The 17,424-nt window shown below is 68.8% G+C and carries 16 protein-coding genes; 9 read left to right on the top strand and 7 right to left on the bottom strand.

Going from position 1 to position 17,424, the window contains the following annotated elements; all coding sequences use genetic code 11:
• Positions 1-130 precede the first annotated feature (130 nt).
• Positions 131-1,663 carry a catalase gene (locus QH290_RS22310; RefSeq protein ID WP_280268529.1) on the bottom strand — a complete coding sequence of 511 codons (1,533 nt, stop codon included), beginning with the start codon at positions 1,661-1,663 and terminating at the stop codon, positions 131-133.
• A 159-nt stretch (positions 1,664-1,822) separates the two neighbouring features.
• Here QH290_RS22310 and QH290_RS22305 point away from each other — a divergent pair, with 159 nt between their 5' ends.
• Together QH290_RS22305 and QH290_RS22300 are read left to right on the top strand one after the other, a co-directional pair.
• Positions 1,823-3,877 (top strand): thioredoxin domain-containing protein, encoded by a 2,055-nt coding sequence (locus QH290_RS22305; RefSeq protein ID WP_280384879.1) that lies wholly within the window; start codon positions 1,823-1,825, stop codon positions 3,875-3,877.
• 142 nt (positions 3,878-4,019) lie between these two features.
• Positions 4,020-4,619 carry an LGFP repeat-containing protein gene (locus tag QH290_RS22300; RefSeq protein WP_342213753.1) on the top strand — a complete coding sequence of 200 codons (600 nt, stop codon included), beginning with the start codon at positions 4,020-4,022 and terminating at the stop codon, positions 4,617-4,619.
• Here the strand turns inward: QH290_RS22300 and QH290_RS22295 are convergent.
• Both QH290_RS22295 and trhA read right to left on the bottom strand, forming a co-directional pair.
• Entirely contained in the window at positions 4,603-6,207 is a 1,605-nt protein-coding gene (locus tag QH290_RS22295) for an adenylate/guanylate cyclase domain-containing protein (RefSeq protein ID WP_280384877.1), read from the bottom strand. The two genes, QH290_RS22300 and QH290_RS22295, sit on opposite strands and share 17 nt — an antisense overlap.
• A 65-nt stretch (positions 6,208-6,272) precedes the next feature.
• The gene (trhA, locus tag QH290_RS22290; RefSeq protein WP_280384885.1) at positions 6,273-6,962 is read right to left on the bottom strand and encodes a PAQR family membrane homeostasis protein TrhA; all 690 of its coding nucleotides are present in this window, start codon (positions 6,960-6,962) and stop codon (positions 6,273-6,275) included.
• A 163-nt stretch (positions 6,963-7,125) separates the two neighbouring features.
• On the opposite strand from trhA, the gene QH290_RS22285 reads away from it, so the two are divergent.
• A complete protein-coding gene (locus tag QH290_RS22285) occupies positions 7,126-7,905 on the top strand; it encodes an isoprenyl transferase (protein ID WP_280268526.1) in 780 nt (259 codons plus the stop codon).
• Positions 7,906-8,011: 106 nt separating this feature from the next.
• Positions 8,012-8,617: a hypothetical protein gene (locus QH290_RS22280; RefSeq protein WP_280268525.1), complete on the top strand. Its 606-nt coding sequence runs from the start codon at positions 8,012-8,014 to the stop codon at positions 8,615-8,617.
• Between the two features lie 135 nt (positions 8,618-8,752).
• Here QH290_RS22280 and coaA read toward each other — a convergent pair whose 3' ends face one another.
• Positions 8,753-9,685: a type I pantothenate kinase gene (coaA, locus tag QH290_RS22275; RefSeq protein WP_280268524.1), complete on the bottom strand. Its 933-nt coding sequence runs from the start codon at positions 9,683-9,685 to the stop codon at positions 8,753-8,755.
• 185 nt (positions 9,686-9,870) lie between these two features.
• Here coaA and QH290_RS22270 point away from each other — a divergent pair, with 185 nt between their 5' ends.
• Entirely contained in the window at positions 9,871-11,070 is a 1,200-nt protein-coding gene (locus QH290_RS22270) for a DUF885 domain-containing protein (protein ID WP_280384883.1), read from the top strand.
• A 260-nt stretch (positions 11,071-11,330) separates the two neighbouring features.
• Positions 11,331-12,629, top strand: coding sequence for a serine hydroxymethyltransferase (gene glyA, locus QH290_RS22265; RefSeq protein ID WP_280268522.1), 1,299 nt, complete (start codon positions 11,331-11,333; stop codon positions 12,627-12,629).
• A 3-nt stretch (positions 12,630-12,632) separates the two neighbouring features.
• Here glyA and QH290_RS38195 read toward each other — a convergent pair whose 3' ends face one another.
• The gene (locus QH290_RS38195; RefSeq protein ID WP_425303638.1) at positions 12,633-13,319 is read right to left on the bottom strand and encodes a GbsR/MarR family transcriptional regulator; all 687 of its coding nucleotides are present in this window, start codon (positions 13,317-13,319) and stop codon (positions 12,633-12,635) included.
• A gap of 225 nt (positions 13,320-13,544) precedes the next feature.
• On the opposite strand from QH290_RS38195, the gene QH290_RS22250 reads away from it, so the two are divergent.
• Positions 13,545-13,697 carry a hypothetical protein gene (locus QH290_RS22250; protein ID WP_280268521.1) on the top strand — a complete coding sequence of 51 codons (153 nt, stop codon included), beginning with the start codon at positions 13,545-13,547 and terminating at the stop codon, positions 13,695-13,697.
• A gap of 11 nt (positions 13,698-13,708) precedes the next feature.
• On the opposite strand, the gene QH290_RS22245 is transcribed toward QH290_RS22250, so the two are convergent.
• The gene (locus QH290_RS22245; protein ID WP_280384876.1) at positions 13,709-14,701 is read right to left on the bottom strand and encodes an LLM class F420-dependent oxidoreductase; all 993 of its coding nucleotides are present in this window, start codon (positions 14,699-14,701) and stop codon (positions 13,709-13,711) included.
• Positions 14,702-14,782: 81 nt separating this feature from the next.
• Positions 14,783-15,055, bottom strand: coding sequence for a hypothetical protein (locus QH290_RS22240; RefSeq protein WP_280268519.1), 273 nt, complete (start codon positions 15,053-15,055; stop codon positions 14,783-14,785).
• 69 nt (positions 15,056-15,124) lie between these two features.
• Here QH290_RS22240 and QH290_RS22235 point away from each other — a divergent pair, with 69 nt between their 5' ends.
• Both QH290_RS22235 and phoH2 read left to right on the top strand, forming a co-directional pair.
• Positions 15,125-15,496, top strand: a complete 372-nt coding sequence (locus QH290_RS22235) for a DUF488 domain-containing protein (RefSeq protein ID WP_280268518.1) — start codon at positions 15,125-15,127, stop codon at positions 15,494-15,496.
• Positions 15,497-15,826: 330 nt separating this feature from the next.
• Positions 15,827-17,227, top strand: a complete 1,401-nt coding sequence (gene phoH2 / locus QH290_RS22230; protein WP_280268517.1) for an RNA 5'-3' helicase PhoH2 — start codon at positions 15,827-15,829, stop codon at positions 17,225-17,227.
• Positions 17,228-17,424 lie beyond the last annotated feature (197 nt).

The following is a 17,424-nucleotide window of genomic DNA, read 5'->3' as shown; positions in this document are numbered from 1 at the left end:
GGGGGCACGTTAAACTCTTGGGGTTTTTGCGCCTGCGGCCCCCCCACCACTCCCCCCACTAACCTAATGCCCTGGAAAAAATCGCGCCCCCGCCCTAAACCCGGGGGGGGGCCGTCGTCGCTGCGCCTCGCTATGCCTTGGACTGGGCCGAGGAACGGGCCGGATTCGCCTGGTCGGCGGCCTTGGGGTCCTTCTCGTTCGCCTTGGCCCGGACGCCGGACTCGATCCGGTCGCCGAGGTCCTTGTCGACGTTGCGCCAGTAGTCGAACGCGCGCGCCAGCACCGGTTCGGTCACGCCGTTGAGCAGGTGGCCGACGATGTTGTGCACCAGGCGGTCCCGCGCGGCGTCGTCGAGCACCTCGCGCACCATGGTGCCGGCCTGGCCCCAATCGTCGTCGTCGCGGCGGCGGGTGTAGGCGGCGTGCACCATCTCGCCGTCGCTGTACCAGCCGGGCTGCGGTCCGGCCAGCGCCGGATCGGCGTGCGGCCCGTCCTTCGAATTCGGGACGTACACCGGATCGCCCGGATTGTGGTGCCGCATATGCCCGTCCTTGGTGTAGGAGCGCAGCGGTGCCGCATGGGGCGAATTCACCGGCAGTTCCTTGTAATTGGCGCCGATGCGGTAGCGGTGCGCGTCCGGATAGGAGAACCACCTGCCCAGCAGCATCTTGTCCGGGCTGGGCCCGGTGCCCGGGACCGCGTTGCTCGGCTCGAACGCCGCCTGCTCGATCTCGGTGTGGTAGTCGGCCGGATTCCGGTTCAACGTCAGGCGGCCCACCTCGATCAGCGGATAGTCCCCGTGCGGCCAGACCTTGGTGAGGTCGAACGGGTTGAACCGGTAGGTCTTGGCGTCCTCGAACGGCATGATCTGCATTTTCAGCGTCCAGCTGGGGTAACTGCCGCCGTCGATGGCCTCCCACAGATCACGCGTGTGATAGTCGGTGTCCATCGAGGCCATCTGGTCGCCCTCGTCCTGGGTGAAGAACTCGATGCCCTGGTCGGTCTTGAAATGGTATTTCACCCAGAACTTCGCGCCGTCCCGGTTGACCCACATGTAGGTGTGGCTGGAATAGCCGTTCATATGCCGCCAGGTCCGCGGGATCCCGCGGTCGCCCATCAGCCACGTGACCTGATGGGCGGATTCCGGCGACAGCGTCCAGAAGTCCCACTGCATATCGTGGTCGCGAAGGTTGTTGTCCGCCCGGCGTTTCTGCGAGCGGATGAAGTCCTGGAACTTCATCGGGTCGCGGACGAAGAAGATCGGGGTGTTGTTGCCGACCATGTCGAAATTGCCCTGCTCGGTATAGAACTTCAGGGCGAAGCCGCGCGGATCGCGCCAGGTGTCCGGGCTGCCGCGCTCACCGGCCACGGTCGAGAACCTGGCCAGCACCTCGGTCCGGCGGCCGGGCTGGAAGACATCGGCCAGGGTGTAGGCGCTGACGTCCTCGGTGACCTCGAAGACGCCGAACGCGCCGCCGCCCTTCGCATGTGGCTGGCGTTCCGGCACGCGCTCACGATTGAACGCCGCCATCTTCTCGATCAGATACGCATCGTTCAGCAGAATCGGGCCGTCCGGCCCGACGGTCAGCGAATGCTCGTCGCTGGGAACCGGAATTCCGGAGTCATCGGTCGTGTAATTCACCGGTATATCGGAACGAGTCATGGTGCAACTCCCATCTCTCGGACACGAGTTCAACCGCGCGCCATTCAGCGTACTACCCGCACCGTCCCCGCCCAATCGGCGATAATCCGAAGATTGCGACGAACCCCGCCGTCCGGCCGGTCGGCTGCCGCGGCTTGCCGGGTGTGGGACGCTGGCACGGTGAACCGATTGGCCGAGGCGACTTCGCCCTATCTCCGCCAGCATGCCGACAACCCGGTGGACTGGCGGCAGTGGGACGCCGCCGCCTTGGCCGAGGCCGCCGAGCGGGACGTCCCGATCCTGCTGTCCGTCGGATACGCGAGCTGCCACTGGTGTCATGTGATGGCGCACGAGTCGTTCGAGGACGAGGCGACCGCGGCGGTGATGAACGAGAACTTCGTGTGCGTCAAGGTGGATCGGGAGGAGCGGCCCGATCTGGATGCGGTCTACATGACGGCCACGGTCGCGATGACCGGGCAGGGCGGGTGGCCGATGACCTGCTTCCTGACGCCCGGCGGCGAACCCTTCTACTGCGGTACCTATTACCCCAAGGAGCCCCGCGGCGGCATGCCGTCGTTCACGCAATTGCTGTCGGCGGTCACCGAGACCTGGCGCAATCGCCGCGACGAGGTGGATCGGGCCGCGGGCCAGGTGGCGCAGGCGCTGCGCTCGCAGGCCGACGGGCTGCCCGACAGTGAGCTGACCGTGGGACCCGAACTGCTGCATCACGCGGTCGCCGCCGTGCTGCGCGATGTCGACGACCGCTTCGCGGGATTCGGTGGCGCCCCGAAGTTTCCGCCGTCGGCGCTGCTGGAGGGACTGCTGCGCCATTACGAGCGCACCGGCGACGAGCAGGTGCTGCAGGTGGTCTCGGCGACCGCCGCCGCGATGGCCCGCGGCGGCATCTACGACCAGCTGCGCGGCGGATTCGCCCGCTATTCGGTCGACGCCGCCTGGGTGGTACCGCATTTCGAGAAGATGCTCTACGACAACGCCCAATTGCTGCGCGCCTACGCGCATCTGGCTCGGCGCGAGTCGGGCGACCCTGCGCGGCAAGGGCTTCCGTTGCGGATCGCGGAGGAGACCGCGCAGTTCCTCATCGAGGATCTGGGCACCGCCGAGGGCGGCTTCGCCTCCGCGCTGGACGCCGACACGCACGTGGAACCGGGCGGCCCCGGCGTCGAGGGCGCCACCTACGTGTGGACTCCCGCCCAGCTGAGCGAGGTGCTCGGTGCGGACGACGGTGCCTGGGCCGCAGCGGTTTTCGGCATCACCGACGAGGGCAACTTCGAGCACGGCACCTCGGTCCCGACCCGCTACACCGACCCGGAGGACGCCGCCCGCCTCGCGGATGTGCGCACCCGGTTGCGGCAGGCCCGGGACGCGCGCCCGCAGCCGGACCGCGACGACAAGGTGGTCACCGCCTGGAACGGCATGGCGATCACCGCCCTGGCCGAGGCCGGTGCGGGGCTCGCCCGCCCGGACTGGGTGGAGGCCGCCGCGCGCTGTGCGCGATTCCTGTTGTCGGAGCACCTGATCGACGGCAGGCTGGTGCGCGCCTCGCTGGGCGGGACGGCCGGATCCGCGACCGGCGTGCTCGAGGACTACGCCTGGCTGGCCACCGGTCTGCTGAGCCTGCATCAGGCGACCGGCGACCCCGACTGGCTCGAGCTCGCCCGGCGCCTGATCGACACGGCCCTGCAGCATTTCGCCGATCCCGCGGTACCCGGCGGCTGGTTCGACACCGCCGACGACGCCGAGACCCTGGTGAGCCGTCCGCGCGACCCGCTGGACGGCGCCACCCCCGCCGGCGCGTCCGCCTTCGCCGAGGCGCTGCTGACCGCGTCGGTGCTCGCCGACGCCACCCGCGCCGCCCGCTACCGCGAAGTGGCCGAGCAGACCCTGCAGCGCGGTGCGATCGTGCTCGCCCGCGCGCCGCGATCGGGGGGTCAGTGGCTGGCCGTGGCCGAGGCGGCGCTGCGGGGCCCGATCCAGGTCGCGATCGCGCTGCCGCCCGGTGCCGACCCGGAGACCGCGGAGCTGACGGTGACCGCCCGCCGCTGGGCGCCCGGCGGCGCCGCGGTCGTCGCGGGCGCGCCCAACTCGATGCCGTTGCTGGCCGATCGCCCGACGGTCTCGGAGCGGCCCGCCGCCTATGTGTGCCGGGGCGCGGTCTGCGACCTTCCGGTGGCCGATCCGGCCGAGCTCGAGGCGGCGTTGGTCTCGGACCGGTAACGATCGGCGCGCGGCGACCGATCTCGATAGCGTCCGGGGTCGCCGGTGACCTTCCGGAACGCCGGTCATAGGGGATGTGTATAACATTCGGCTGGTCGGCAGCAACTGCCAGGCAAAGCACACTCAGGCGCAGGGAGCACTCGTGACACTGCTACGTCGAAGAAACCGTTCGGTCCGCTCGTCCGCGGGGGCGCTGGCCGTCGCCACCACCGTCGCCGCCGCGGTGCTGACCACCACCGTGGGCGTCGCGCAGGCGCGTCCGATCGGGAACTTCGAGGTCGGCGGGGCCATCGAGGCCGAATACGACCGGGCGGGCGGCTTCAACACCTTCGGCAATCCGATCGGCCCCGAGGCCGATGTGGGCCAGGGCGGCAAGTTCCAGCCGTTCGAGCGCAACATCTCCATCTACTGGTCCATCGGCACCGACGCGCACGCCGTCGGCGGCTTCATTCGCGACAAATGGGGCGCGCTGGGCTGGGAGAACGGCGCGCTCGGCTTCCCGGTCACCGACGAGCAGAAGGCCGGTCGCGACGGGCAGGGCCGCTACAACCTGTTCAACGGGGGCACGATCTACTGGTCGCCCAAGACCGGCGCCCATGCGGTGTGGGGTGCCATTCGCGACGTCTGGACCAGCGAGGTCGCCGAGAAGGGCCGCTACGGATACCCGACCGGCGACGAATTCGACTATCAGGGCGGCAAGGCCCAGGACTTCCAGGGCGGCAGGATCACCTGGAAGCCCTGAGCGGGTCGATATCGTCCGTATTCGGCTCGGCGGCATCGCTGTCCGGCAGGCGGGTGGTGGGAGTGTCGGTCCAGCAGTCCGTGGGTTCGGCCCGGCCGCGCAGGTGGATGGTCTCGTAGAGCGCCCACCCGGTGCTCTCGTCGCCGGTCGCCGCGTCGATCACGGCCTGGCTCACCAGGATTCGCCGATCCACGCGCTTGGCCTCGGTGGTGAGCCGGGCCGCCTCGTTGACCGCATCGCCGATCACGGTGTACTCGAGCCGGGTGTCGGTGCCGACGTCCCCCGCGAAGACCATGCCCCGCGCCACGCCGATGCCGATGTCCAGCTCACCGGCCGCGGCCACCTCGTCGCGGATGCGCCGGGCCGCGCGCAGGGCGGGGGTGGCGTTGTCGCGCAACGCGATCGGGGCGCCGAAGATGCACAGCGCCGCATCGCCCTCGAACTTGTTGACCAGCCCGCCGTTGTCCTCGGTGGCCGACACCACGATCGACAGCAGCCGGTTCAGCTTGGCCACGAACTCGCTGGGCTCCAGCCCGGTGGACAGCTCCACCGAGCCGACGACGTCGACGAACAGCGCGGTCACCGGCCGGATGTCTCCGGTGAGATCGAGCCCGGAGGCGAGCGCGCGCTCGGCGACCTCGTTGCCGACGTGCCGGCCGAAGACCGCGCGCATCCGCTCGCGCTCGGACAGGTTCGTGGCCAGCTCGTTCACCGAATGCTCCAGCCGCCCGATCTCGCTGGCGCTGCCGACCGGCACCCGGACGTCCAGGTCGCCGCGGGCGATGCGGTCCAGCGCGCGGCGCAGCGTGCGCATCGGGGCCGCGACCGCGCGGGCCAGGGTGGCCGTGGTCAGCGCGCCCACGGTGAGTCCGACGACCGACATGTAGACGGCGGTGCGGATGCGGTCCTCGGCGGTGGCGACCGGGTCGGCGAGCACCGTGATCAGCATGAGCAGCGGCATCGCCCCGGCCACCGCCCACGACACCACCAGCCGGTTCAGCACGGTCGAGCTCCAGTGCATGGTGCCGCCGAGCACGGTCGACACCACCGGCACCGTCGGCCGGATCAGCCGATCGACCACGAGGAAGGTGAATCCGGCCGATTCGAACGCGCCCAGGGTGAACATCGCGCCGATGACCGCGATCGACCGCGACGGGATCACGTGGGCGAAGAACGCGGTCGCGATGATCACGCCGGGCAGCCAGATGGCCAGGGCGCGCAGGGTGATCGCGATCGGCAGCTTCAGCAGCCGCCGCGCCTCCGCCGCGCCGGGCTTACGCCCCTGATCCAGCCAGCCGAAATAGTAGAACCGGTCGCGCACCGCGAGCACGATCCCGGCCGCCGCCCCGACGGCCGGATAGATCGCGGCCTGGGCCAGCGCGGTCTGCCAGTCCGGCCCGAGCCGCCCGAGGAATCCGCTGAGCCACAGCTCGCAGACGATGACTCCCAGACCGCCGAGATTGCAGGCCATCACGACCAGGGACAGTCCCCACCGCGCCCGCAGCGCCCACAGAATCAGCCGGTTCGTCATGGTGATGCGGCGGCCGCGGGCGGATCGTTCGGTTCGGGGAACACGAACCAGGAGCATAGAACCCGGATGGTGGGCGGCGTCGCGTTCCGGGCGATCTTGTCGGCTGCGTCACCTCCGGCCGGTCAGCCCAGCACGACCAGCCAGATCGCGATGTAGTGGCACAGCGCCGCGAGAACCGTTGCGGCGTGGAAGAACTCGTGATGGCCGAAGGTGTCGGGCCAGGGGTCGGGCCAGTGCGCCGCGTACAGGATCGCGCCGCCGCTGTAGGCGAGGCCGCCGACCAGCAGCAGGACCATCGGCGCGACGCCGACATTGTGCGTGAGCGTCGCCGCGACGGGCACGATCGCCCAGCCCAGCAACAGATACAGCGGTACGCCGACCCAGCGCGGCGCGGTGGGCCACAGCAGTTTCAGCGCGACCCCGGCCAGCGCGCCCGCCCACACCACGGCCAGCAGCGTGACCCCGGTCCCGCCGGGCAGTCCCAGCAGCGCGAACGGCGTGTAGCTGCCCGCGATGAACAGGAAGATCATCGAGTGGTCGGCCCGCTTCATGTGGATGCGCGCCCGCTCGGTGCGCCAGGTCACCCGGTGGTAGACGGCGCTGACCCCGAAGACGCCGCACACGGTGAGCCCGTACACCAGCGTCGACCACCCGGCGCGCGCCGAGACGGTCGAGGCCGTCACGACCAAGACGAGCACCGCCACGGCCCCGATGCCGACCGCGTAGGTGTGAATCCATCCCCGCATCCGGGGCTTGAGCGGCAGTTCCCGCAGCTCCTCCAGGGCACCGAGCACCGGATGCGCCGACCGCATCGTCTCCGACACTACTTACCTCCTCAGTAACCTACGGTACCGTAGGTTGACGCCCTCGCCACTGTACCCACAGCATGCCCGGCGGGGCCCACCAGCAGCCGAATGGTGCGCAACATGTATGGCTGCGAATCGGGAACGGCGGACGGGCGTAGGGTGGCTGTTCGTGAAGCTTGCTAGTCGGGTGCGTGGTCTCCCGTATCGCATCTACGAGGCGCGGCTGTCGAAACAGCTGGCGGGCAAACAACATCCACGCCATGTCGCGGTCGTGTGCGACGGCAATCGCCGTTGGGCCCGGGAGAACGGATTCACCGATGTCAGCCACGGGCATCGCGTCGGTGCGCTGAAGATCGCCGAGTTGGTCGGCTGGTGCCAGGCCGAGGGCATCGAGATGGTGACGGTCTACCTGCTGTCCACCGAGAACCTCAGCCGCGGCAGCGACGAGCTGGAGACCCTGTTCGAGGTGATCCCCGACATCGTCGAGGAGCTGTCGGCGCCGGAGAAGGACTGGGGCGTGCGCATCGTCGGCACGCTCGACAAGCTGCCGGGCGAGGTGGCGCGGCGGGTGCAGAAGGCGGCCGACGAGACACAGGGCCGCCGCGGCGTGCACGTCAATGTCGCCATCGGCTACGGGGGGCGGCAGGAGATCGCCGACGCCGCGCGCAAGCTGGTGCGTCAGGAGATGGCGGCGGGGGAGACCGGCGAGGACCTGGTCCAGTCGATCACCGTCAACGCCATCGGCCAGCATCTGTACACCTCGGGCCAGCCGGATCCGGACCTGGTCATCCGCACCTCCGGCGAGCAGCGGCTGTCGGGATTCCTGCTGTGGCAGAGCGCCTATTCGGAGATCTGGTTCACCGAGGCGTACTGGCCGGAATTCCGGCGGGTGGACTTCCTGCGGGCGCTGCGCGATTACGCCGCGCGGCATCGGCGTTACGGCGCGTAGGCCCGCCGCCGCGGGCCGGTGAGCGAACATAACGACCTGGTCCAGGCTCTGTTGCATTGCATGATCGCGCGCGTGCGGGCCGCATCGCTCGCGTACCGTCGCCAGCATGAGCGAGAACTCGGTCGTGCAGCGTGGCGCGGTGGTGACGGACGAGGCCCCCACGCCCTACATCAGCTACGAGGAGTTCGGGCGCCGCTTCCTCGAGTACGCCGCCTCCGAGCAGCGCATTTCGGGTGCCTTCGCCCAGTTGACCGGCGCCGCCTTCGATTTCGGGCCGATCGGGGTGGGACCCGGGCGGCTGGCCAAGGTGTCGGCGCAGGTCCAGCTCGGGGAGCCGCGGCTGCTGCGGGAGGTGCGCCATCATGTGGACTTCGACCTGGCGATCCCGCTCGCGGTCGACCTGCTGCTGGATCTGGCCGTGGATCGGCATCGGTTCGAGGTCGACGGGTACGTCCATCTCCATCTGACCGTGCGCACCGCCGAGCCGCTGCGGGTGATCATCGATATCGCCGAGCCGCGCTCCGGCGACGTGCGCATCAATGTCGCCACCGCGACCAAACGCGGTCAGCTGCTGCGCATCCTGGCCAGCGTGGACCACGAGATCCGCCGTTTCGTGGCGCGGTATATCGCCAAGGAGATCCGCAAGCCCCACATCGCCGCCGTCCGCGATATCGACGTCGCCGCCCGCCTGGACGCAGCCTGGAAGATCTAGCTCCGCACGCTCCCCGGCATTCCGGCGATTGCCTGGCTTCTCGCATCATTTTCGGCGAGTGCCTGGGCCTCTCATATCATTTCCGACGAATGTCAGAGCTTCTCATATCATTTCCGGCATGCTTTTGGCCGGAATCTACAACTTGCGCAGGCGAATCCGATTGATGCTGTGGTCGGAATCCTTGCGCAGGACCAGCGTGGCGCGGGGGCGGGTGGGCAGGATGTTCTCCACCAGATTGGGCCGGTTGGTGGCGTTCCAGATCTCCTGTGCGGCGATCGTGGCCTCCTTGTCGGTGAACCGGGAGTAATGGTGGAAGTGTGATTTCGGATCCGCGAAGGCCGTCTGGCGCAGCGACAGAAAGCGGTTCACGTACCAGGTTTCGATGTCCTCGATGCGCGCGTCGACGTAGATGGAGAAATCGAACAGATCCGACACCATCAGCCGCGGCCCGGTCTGCAGCACATTGAGGCCCTCGACGATGAGAATGTCCGGTTGGCGCACGCAGTGGAACTCGCCGGGCATGATGTCGTAGAGAATGTGCGAATACATCGGCGCACACACCTCGGGCGCGCCGGATTTCACCTCGGTGACGAACCGCAGCAATTTGCGGCGGTCGTAACTTTCCGGGAAACCCTTGCGGTGCATGATGCCGCGATGGGTGAGTTCGGCCGTGGGATACAGGAATCCGTCCGTGGTGACCAGATCCACGCGGGGGTGATGATCCCAGCGCGCGAGCAGCGCCTGCAGTACGCGGGCGGTGGTGGATTTGCCCACGGCAACGCTGCCCGCGATGCCGATCACGAACGGCACCTGGCGGTCGGGATGGGTTTCGCCGAGGAAGGTCGCGGTGGCGGCGAACAGCCGCTGCCGGGCCGCGACCTGCAGGTGGATCAGTCGTGCGAGGGGCAGGTAGACCTCGGCGACCTCCTCGAGGTCGATCTGCTCACCGAGCCCGCGCAGACCGATCAGTTCTTCCTCGGTCAGCACCAGGGGAGTCGACTTGCGCAGCGTGCGCCACTGTTTCCGGTCGAATTCCACATATGGACTCGGCTCGCTCATCCGCGCCACTTACCCACACCCTCGATCGGCAAACACGGTGCCCCGCTCGGTCCACTGTCCTCGCATAGGCGAATTGTCCTCCGGCCCAACAGACTGTTGCACACGGGGTGTTATTACCCGCCGGTAACTACGAGTGATTTTTCTCTCCCGGGTGTCGCCCCCGGCGCAATCATCAGCGGATAGGGTCGATGGTCATGCAGGCGCACCCGCTCGTGAGCGAATATCTGCGGCTGGGGCTGGCATTCGACCGCCTCGAGTCCGGCTTCGTCGACGCGTACACCGGTGACCCGGCGTTGCGCCGGGCCGTCGCGGACGGTCCCGCGCCGGAGCCTCGCGAGTTGGCCACGCGCGCAGCGGCATTGCGTAAGGAACTGCCCGAGGCCGGTCTGCCGCCCGAGCGCACCGAATTCCTGGATGTGCACCTGCGGGCCCTGCAGTGTTCCGGTCGCAAGTTCGCCGGTGAGCAGATCTCGTTCATCGAAGAGGTGCACGCCTACTTCGATGTCGAGATCGGTCCCGGCGATGTCGAGGACTATCGCGAGGCGCATCGGCTGATGGACGAGGTGCTGCCCGGCGACGGCCCGCTGGCGGAGCGGGTGGCCGCCCACCGCAGGGCCGACGAGATTCCGCCGGAGCGGTTGCGCGAATGCGTGCAGGCGTTCTCCGGGGCGCTGCGCGAGCTGGTGCGGGCGCGATATCCGCTGCCCGATCACGAGAGCGTCGAATACGAGGTGGTCGGCGACAAGCCGTGGTCCGGATTCAACTACTACCTGGGGAATTATCGGTCGCGGGTGGCGATCAACTCCGACCTCAAACAACATATGGCGCACCTGCCCGCCCTGATCGCGCACGAGTCGTATCCGGGCCATCACACCGAGCACTGCCGCAAGGAGGCGGGGCTGGTCGCGGCCGGGCAGGACGAGCAGACGCTGTTCCTGGTGAACACCCCGCAGTGCCTGATGGCGGAGGGTCTGGCGGACCTCGCGCTGCGGTCGATCGTCGGACCGGGCTGGGGGCGCTGGGCGCAGGAGATCTACGCCGATCTGGGGCTGCGCTTCGACGGCGAACGCGCGGAACGGCTTTCGACCGCCTCGGCGAAACTGCTGGGGGTGCGCCAGGACGCGGCGCTGCTGCTGCACGACCGCGGCCGCGACGCCGACGAGGTCGCCGAATTCCTGCGGCGCTGGGCGCTGGCGACGCCCGAGCGGGCGCGGCAGTCGCTGCGGTTTCTGTCCTCGCCGCTGTGGCGGGCCTACATCAGCACCTACGTCGAGGGCTATCGCCTGCTCGGCGGCTGGCTGGACCGCGCCGCCGACGCCGAGGACCGGGCCGAGCGGTTCCGGCGCCTGCTCGACGAGCCGCTCACGCCCGGCGCCGTCCGCCGCATGCCCTAGGCCCCGCCGCGATCAGACGGGGACCGGACAGCCGAGGACCCCGCAGAAGATGGCGGCGAGGAACAGAATCAGCTGGTAGAACAGGTTCGGTGCGGGGGCCGAGTTCATGGGGCGACACCTCGAAAGATCAACTGGTGCAATACGATCCGTGCAACACGCGAGTGCCGTCTACCTTACTCCCGCAGCCGCCGCCGATGATCGCTTCGGCGCGGGAATAAGGGGGACGCTTGCGTGGATGGCCGCCCACTTAGACTGTCTTCGTGACCCAGACGACCGCCGCCTCTGTCAACTCCCAGTCGCTCGCCGACCTCGATCCCGAAGTGGCCACCGCGATGGCCGGTGAGCTCGCTCGCGAGCGCGACACCCTCGAGATGATCGCCTCGGAGAACTTCGTCCCGCGCGCGGTGCTGCAGGCGCAGGGCAGCGTGCTCACCAACAAATACGCCGAGGGCTATCCGGGGCGCCGCTACTACGGCGGCTGCGAGCACGTCGACGTGGTGGAGAACCTGGCGCGGGAGCGGGTCAAGGAGCTGTTCGGCGCCGAATTCGCCAACGTGCAGCCGCATTCGGGTGCCCAGGCGAACGCGGCGGTGCTGATGTCACTGATGAATCCGGGGGAGCGGCTGCTGGGCCTGGATCTGGCGCACGGCGGCCACCTCACCCACGGCATGCGGCTGAACTTCTCCGGCAAGCTCTACGAGGTGCACGCCTACGCGGTGAGCAAGGAGGACCACCGCATCGACATGGACGAGCTGCGCAAGCAGGCCCGCGAGGTGCGGCCGCGGGTGATCGTGGCCGGGTGGTCGGCGTATCCGCGGCACCTGGATTTCGCGGCGTTCCGGGAGATCGCCGACGAGGTCGACGCCTACCTGTGGACCGATATGGCGCACTTCGCCGGACTGGTCGCGGCGGGGCTGCATCCGTCGCCGGTGCCGCACTCGGATGTGGTGTCCTCCACCGTGCACAAGACCCTGGGCGGCCCGCGGTCGGGTGTGATCCTGGCCAAGCAGGACTACGCCAAGAAGCTCAACAGCGCCGTGTTCCCCGGTCAGCAGGGCGGCCCGCTGATGCACGCGATCGCCGCGAAGGCCGTGGCGTTCAAGATCGCCGGGACCCCGGAGTTCGCCGACCGTCAGGCCCGCACGCTGTCGGGCGCGAAGATCCTGGCGGAGCGGCTCAACGCCCGGGACGTCTCGGAGAAGGGCATCACCGTGCTCACCGGCGGTACCGACGTGCACCTGGTCCTGGTGGACCTGCGCAACTCGGTGCTCGACGGCAAGCAGGGCGAGGATCTGCTGCACGAGGTCGGAATCACCGTGAACCGCAACGCCGTTCCGTTCGACCCGCGCCCGCCGATGGTGACCTCCGGCCTGCGCATCGGCACCGCCGCGCTCGCCACCCGCGGCTTCGGCGACACCGAGTTCACCGAGGTGGCCGACATCATCGCCACCGCGCTGAAGGGCGACGCCGACCTGGACGCCCTGCGCGCCCGCGTCAGCAAGCTGGCCCAGGACTTCCCGCTCTACGAGGGCCTCGAGGACTGGCGCCTGCTCGGCTGAGGGCTACCGGGCGCGAGCCTGCCAGTCCGCCAGGACCCGGGCCAGTTCGTGATTGACGTGGTCCAGGAATCGGTGCAGGTGCGCCAGGCGGGCTCCGGCCGTCGTGGCGGGACCCAGGACCGTGACGCCGCGGTGGGCCGTCCGCGCGATCGCCTCGTTGGCCCGCAGGCTGGTCAGCAGCGCTCGGGTCCAGGCCGAACCGTCGACGATGTAGCGGTCGCGGCGCCCGTCCCCGCGCTCGCGGCGGATCAGCCCCTGCTCCTCCAGGAAGCCGATGGCGGCCGACACCGATGCCGGGCTGACCCCCAGCCGGCGGCTGAGTTCGGCGGCGGTGTGGCTGCCGGTCTCGCTGATGTACAGGCTGGCCATGACCCGGGCGGTCAGCCGCGGTATCCCGGTCCGGGCGAGCACCTCGGTCAGATGTGCCGAGTATTCCCGCACGTGTTCGGGGGTCTCGTCGACCTCGGCGGCTGGTCGTCGAGCGTCGCGGCGACGGCGGGCACGCGCCTTGGCGGCCAATTCGGCGCGGTCGGCGCGGTAGCGATCCGGGCCGCCGTTGCGGCCGACCTCGCGGCTGATCGTGGAGGTGGGACGGTCCAGGTCGCGTGCGATCTGCGCGAATCCCAAGCCGTCGGCCAAGCCGGTAGCGATGCATTCGCGGTCGTGCAGGCTCAGTCTCCCTCCGGCCATCGCCGAACCTCCCTTGTACGTAGCAATATACGTACAAGTATGCGTTCGCTCGCACCTCGTTGCAATCCCGTGCCCGGTCGTTGCGTTCGCGCGCGGCATCGCCGCACGCCTCGCACCCCCGATCACCTGCGGTGATTGTCGCAACCCGACAATTGTCTCGACCGGCTCGATCTGCGCGGCCTAGCGTTCGGCGCATTCCGACAATCAGCGACCGAAGGGGGCCCGATGACCGAGTCGATACCCGTTGCTGTGCACGCGGAGTCGCCGCCGGACGAGACGGACGGCGGCATCGAGACGCAGCGCAACGGCAACGGTGAAGCCCCGCAGCACGTGCGGCCACGGGGCTTTCGCGGAAATCTGGCGCTGTGGTTCTGGTGAACCGGGTTCGCTCAGCTCCGATGCACCAGCGGGCGCAGCGCCTTCCCGGCGAGTTCCAGCACGCCCGGCTCGTGTCCGTTGGCGACCATGTTGACGATCACGCCGTCCACCCCGTGGTCGAGCACCTTGCGCTGGATCTGCTCGGCGACCTCGTCGGGGGTGCCGACGAATTGGCGATCGGCCTGGCCCTCGCGCAGCGACTGCACCGGCAGCCCCGACGGGTCCTGCGCGGCCTGCTTCTGCAGCAGCTCCTCCTGCAGCTTGCGGGCCCGGTCGCCGTCCTCGTCCACGATCACGAAGGCCAGGAAGCTGGTCTCCAGGGTCTGCGGATCGCGCCCGGCCTCCTCGCAGCGCTCTCGCAGCGCCGCCATCTTGCCCGGAATCTCCGAGGCGTTGCAGATGATGTTGAGGTGATCGGCGAACCGGGCGGCGAGCGCGAAGGTCTTCTTCTCGCCGCCACCGCCGAGCATGATCGGCAGATCGTCGCGGATGCGCGGCTCGTTGAGGGCGTTCTCGGTGTGGTACCACTTGCCGTCGAAGCTCGGCCGCTGCCCGCGCAGCATCGGCTCGATGATCTGCAGCGCCTCCTCGAGTCGCTGGAACCGCTCGGTGAAGGTGCCGAACTCGTAGCCGTAGCCGATGTGCTCGAGCTCGAACCAGCCCGCGCCGATGCCCAGGACCGCGCGGCCGCCGCTGACCACGTCCAGCGTGGTGACGGTCTTGGCCAGCATCGCCGGATTGCGGTAGGTGTTGCCGGTGACCAGGGTGGACAGCTGGATCCGCTCGGTGGCGGTGGCCAGCGCGCCGAGCGCGGTGTAGGCCTCGAGCATGGGCTCGTCGGGGGTGCCCAGCACCGGCAGCTGATAGAAGTGGTCCATCACGAACGCGGCGTCGAATCCCGCCGCCTCCGCCGCCTGTGCCTGCGCGATCACCGAGGGAAACAGTTCGCGCGGCGTGGTCGCATGACTGAAGTTCGGCATCTGATAGCCGAGGCGAATGCTCATGCCGACAACGCTAGAACTTGGAGCGCTCTCCAGGTCAACAGCTGCGACCCGAGAATGTCCCAAACCCGCCGACGGCGGTGGTCAGTCGTGCTCGGCGAGGTACTCGATGTACATCGGGCGGAGTACCTCGGCGATCTTGCCCTCGCCGGAATGTACGTAGTCGTCGAGCATCGGCAGGATGTACTTGATGTCGGCCTCGCTCTCGCCGATATTGCCGGTGGCGGCCTCGGCGGCGGGGATCTGCTCCAGCAGCCGCCACAGGAATCGCACGTCGCCGTGGCGGACGGCGTACCTCACCGCGCGGTCGTGCAGCTCCTTCGACGACAGCTGCTCCAGTTGCTGAACATCGGCCATCTCCCGACTCTATCCGCTGCGGCGGCGTGGGGACCGTTGCCGTGGCCGGATGTGTGCTGCCATGGAGTCATGGCACAGCAACCGAAATCCGGGTTCCGGGTGAAGCGTGTCTACGATCCCGCCGAGGCATCCGACGGCACGCGCGTGCTCGTCGACCGGCTGTGGCCGCGCGGCGTCAGCAAACAGAAGGCACACATCGACGAGTGGGCGAAGGACGTGACACCGTCCGACGATCTGCGCCGCTGGTTCCACGCCGATCCGGAGCATCGCGAGGCCGAGTTCCGCCGCAAGTATCGGGCCGAACTCGCGGCCGAGGCCCCGCGGCGGGGTTTGGCGCAGCTGCGGGAACTGGCCGCGCAGGGTCCGGTCACCCTCGTGACCGCGGTCCGGGATCCGCAGCACAGCCAGGTGGCGGTTCTACTGGAGCAACTGCAGCGCTAACGATTTCGCCCCGGTCGCTCGGTCGATAGCGGCGTGCCAGAAATGAGATCTGCGTCACGGCATGTGCTTTCGCTCGCCTGGGTAAACGGGCGCGACGTTAACGACATATTCACCGACACGCTGGCGATCTCGGGAGCCGGAATCGCGGATCCGCAGTAACGTCGGATGTGCGGGCCGCGGCGGTGTGGCTCGTACGGGAGGTCCTGATCGTGGCTGAGATATTCAGTGCGAGGGGGCCGGCGCCCGGCCCTCGGGTCGTTTGACCCCGGGGCGGACCGGTCCAGCGAGAACGTTCGTGCGGGTGCTGCGCGAACAACAAAGGAGCCCACCGTGACTGATGCACGCTCCGTCATCGCTCCCTCGGCGAAAGCCCGCTCTACGCAGAGCGCACGCTCCGGAAAGGGAGCCCACGCCTCGCAGTCTGCCCACAAATCCGGGCTGAAAACCTTCGTGATCGACACCTCCGTCCTGCTGTCGGACCCCTGGGCCGTCACGCGTTTCGGCGAGCACCACGTGGTGCTGCCGCTGGTGGTGATCAGCGAACTCGAGGGCAAACGTCACCATCACGAGCTCGGCTGGTTCGCGCGGGAGGCCCTGCGCATGCTGGACGATCTGCGGCTGGTGCACGGCCGGTTGGACGAGCGGGTGCCGATCGGTACCGAGGGCGGCACGCTCCAGGTGGAGCTGAACCACACCGACCCCGAGGTGCTGCCGGTCGGATTCCGCACCGACACCAACGACTCTCGCATCCTCGCCTGCGCGCTCAATCTCGCGGCCGAGGGCAACTCGGTCACGCTGGTGTCCAAGGACATTCCGATGCGGGTGAAGGCGAGTTCGGTCGGGCTGCACGCCGACGAGTACCACGCGCAGGACGTGATCACCTCGGGCTGGACCGGTATGGCCGAACTCGAGGTCGCTCCCGAGGCCGTCGACCGGCTCTACGCCGACTCGGTGATCGATCTCGACGAGGTCCGAGACCTGCCGTGCCACACCGGGATTCGGCTGCTCGGGGCGAACGGCAGCGCGCTGGCGCGGGTGACCGCGGACAAGCGGCTGCAGCTGGTGCGCGGGGACCGGGAGGCGTTCGGGCTGCACGGCCGCTCCGCCGAGCAGCGCATCGCGCTGGATCTGCTGCTCGACGAGAGCATCGGCATCGTGTCGCTGGGCGGTAAGGCGGGCACGGGCAAGTCGGCGCTGGCGCTGACCGCGGGCCTGGAGGCCGTGCTGGAGCGGCGATCTCAGCGCAAGGTGGTGGTGTTCCGCCCGCTGTACGCGGTCGGTGGCCAGGAGCTGGGTTATCTGCCGGGCTCCGAGAGCGAGAAGATGGGCCCGTGGGCGCAGGCGGTGTTCGACACCCTCGACGGCCTGGCCAGCCAGGAGGTCATGGAGGAGGTGCTCTCGCGCGGCATGCTGGAGGTGCTGCCGCTCACCCACATTCGCGGCCGCTCGCTGCACGATTCGTTCGTGATCGTCGACGAGGCCCAGTCGCTGGAGCGCAACGTGCTGCTGACGGTGCTGAGCCGGTTGGGCAGCGGGTCGCGGGTGGTGCTCACCCACGACGTCGCCCAGCGCGACAACCTGCGCGTGGGCCGGCACGACGGCGTGGCGGCGGTGATCGAAAAGCTCAAGGGACACCCGCTTTTCGCGCATGTCACGCTCACCCGCAGCGAGCGGTCGCCGATCGCCGCGCTGGTCACCGAGATGTTGGAGGAGTACGGGCCGAACGCGTAGCCCGGCAAACGCCTGGTATGTGGTTCACCTCACAGGTCGAAGGGTATATTTCGACGGGATACCTGTTCGGCGTGGATTCTGACGAAGTTCTTCGATTCGCCGGACCATAGCCGGACACCGGCCTGAGATGCCGGGGGGGGGCCCCCCGGCGCCACCCGGCCCCCCGTAAGAGAGGGTTATGGGAAGCAACACAAACC

Source organism: Nocardia wallacei, assembly GCF_029869545.1.
In the GTDB taxonomy this organism is placed as follows: Bacteria; Actinomycetota; Actinomycetes; order Mycobacteriales; family Mycobacteriaceae; genus Nocardia; species Nocardia wallacei_A.
This window is presented reverse-complemented; position numbering and strand designations above follow the sequence as displayed.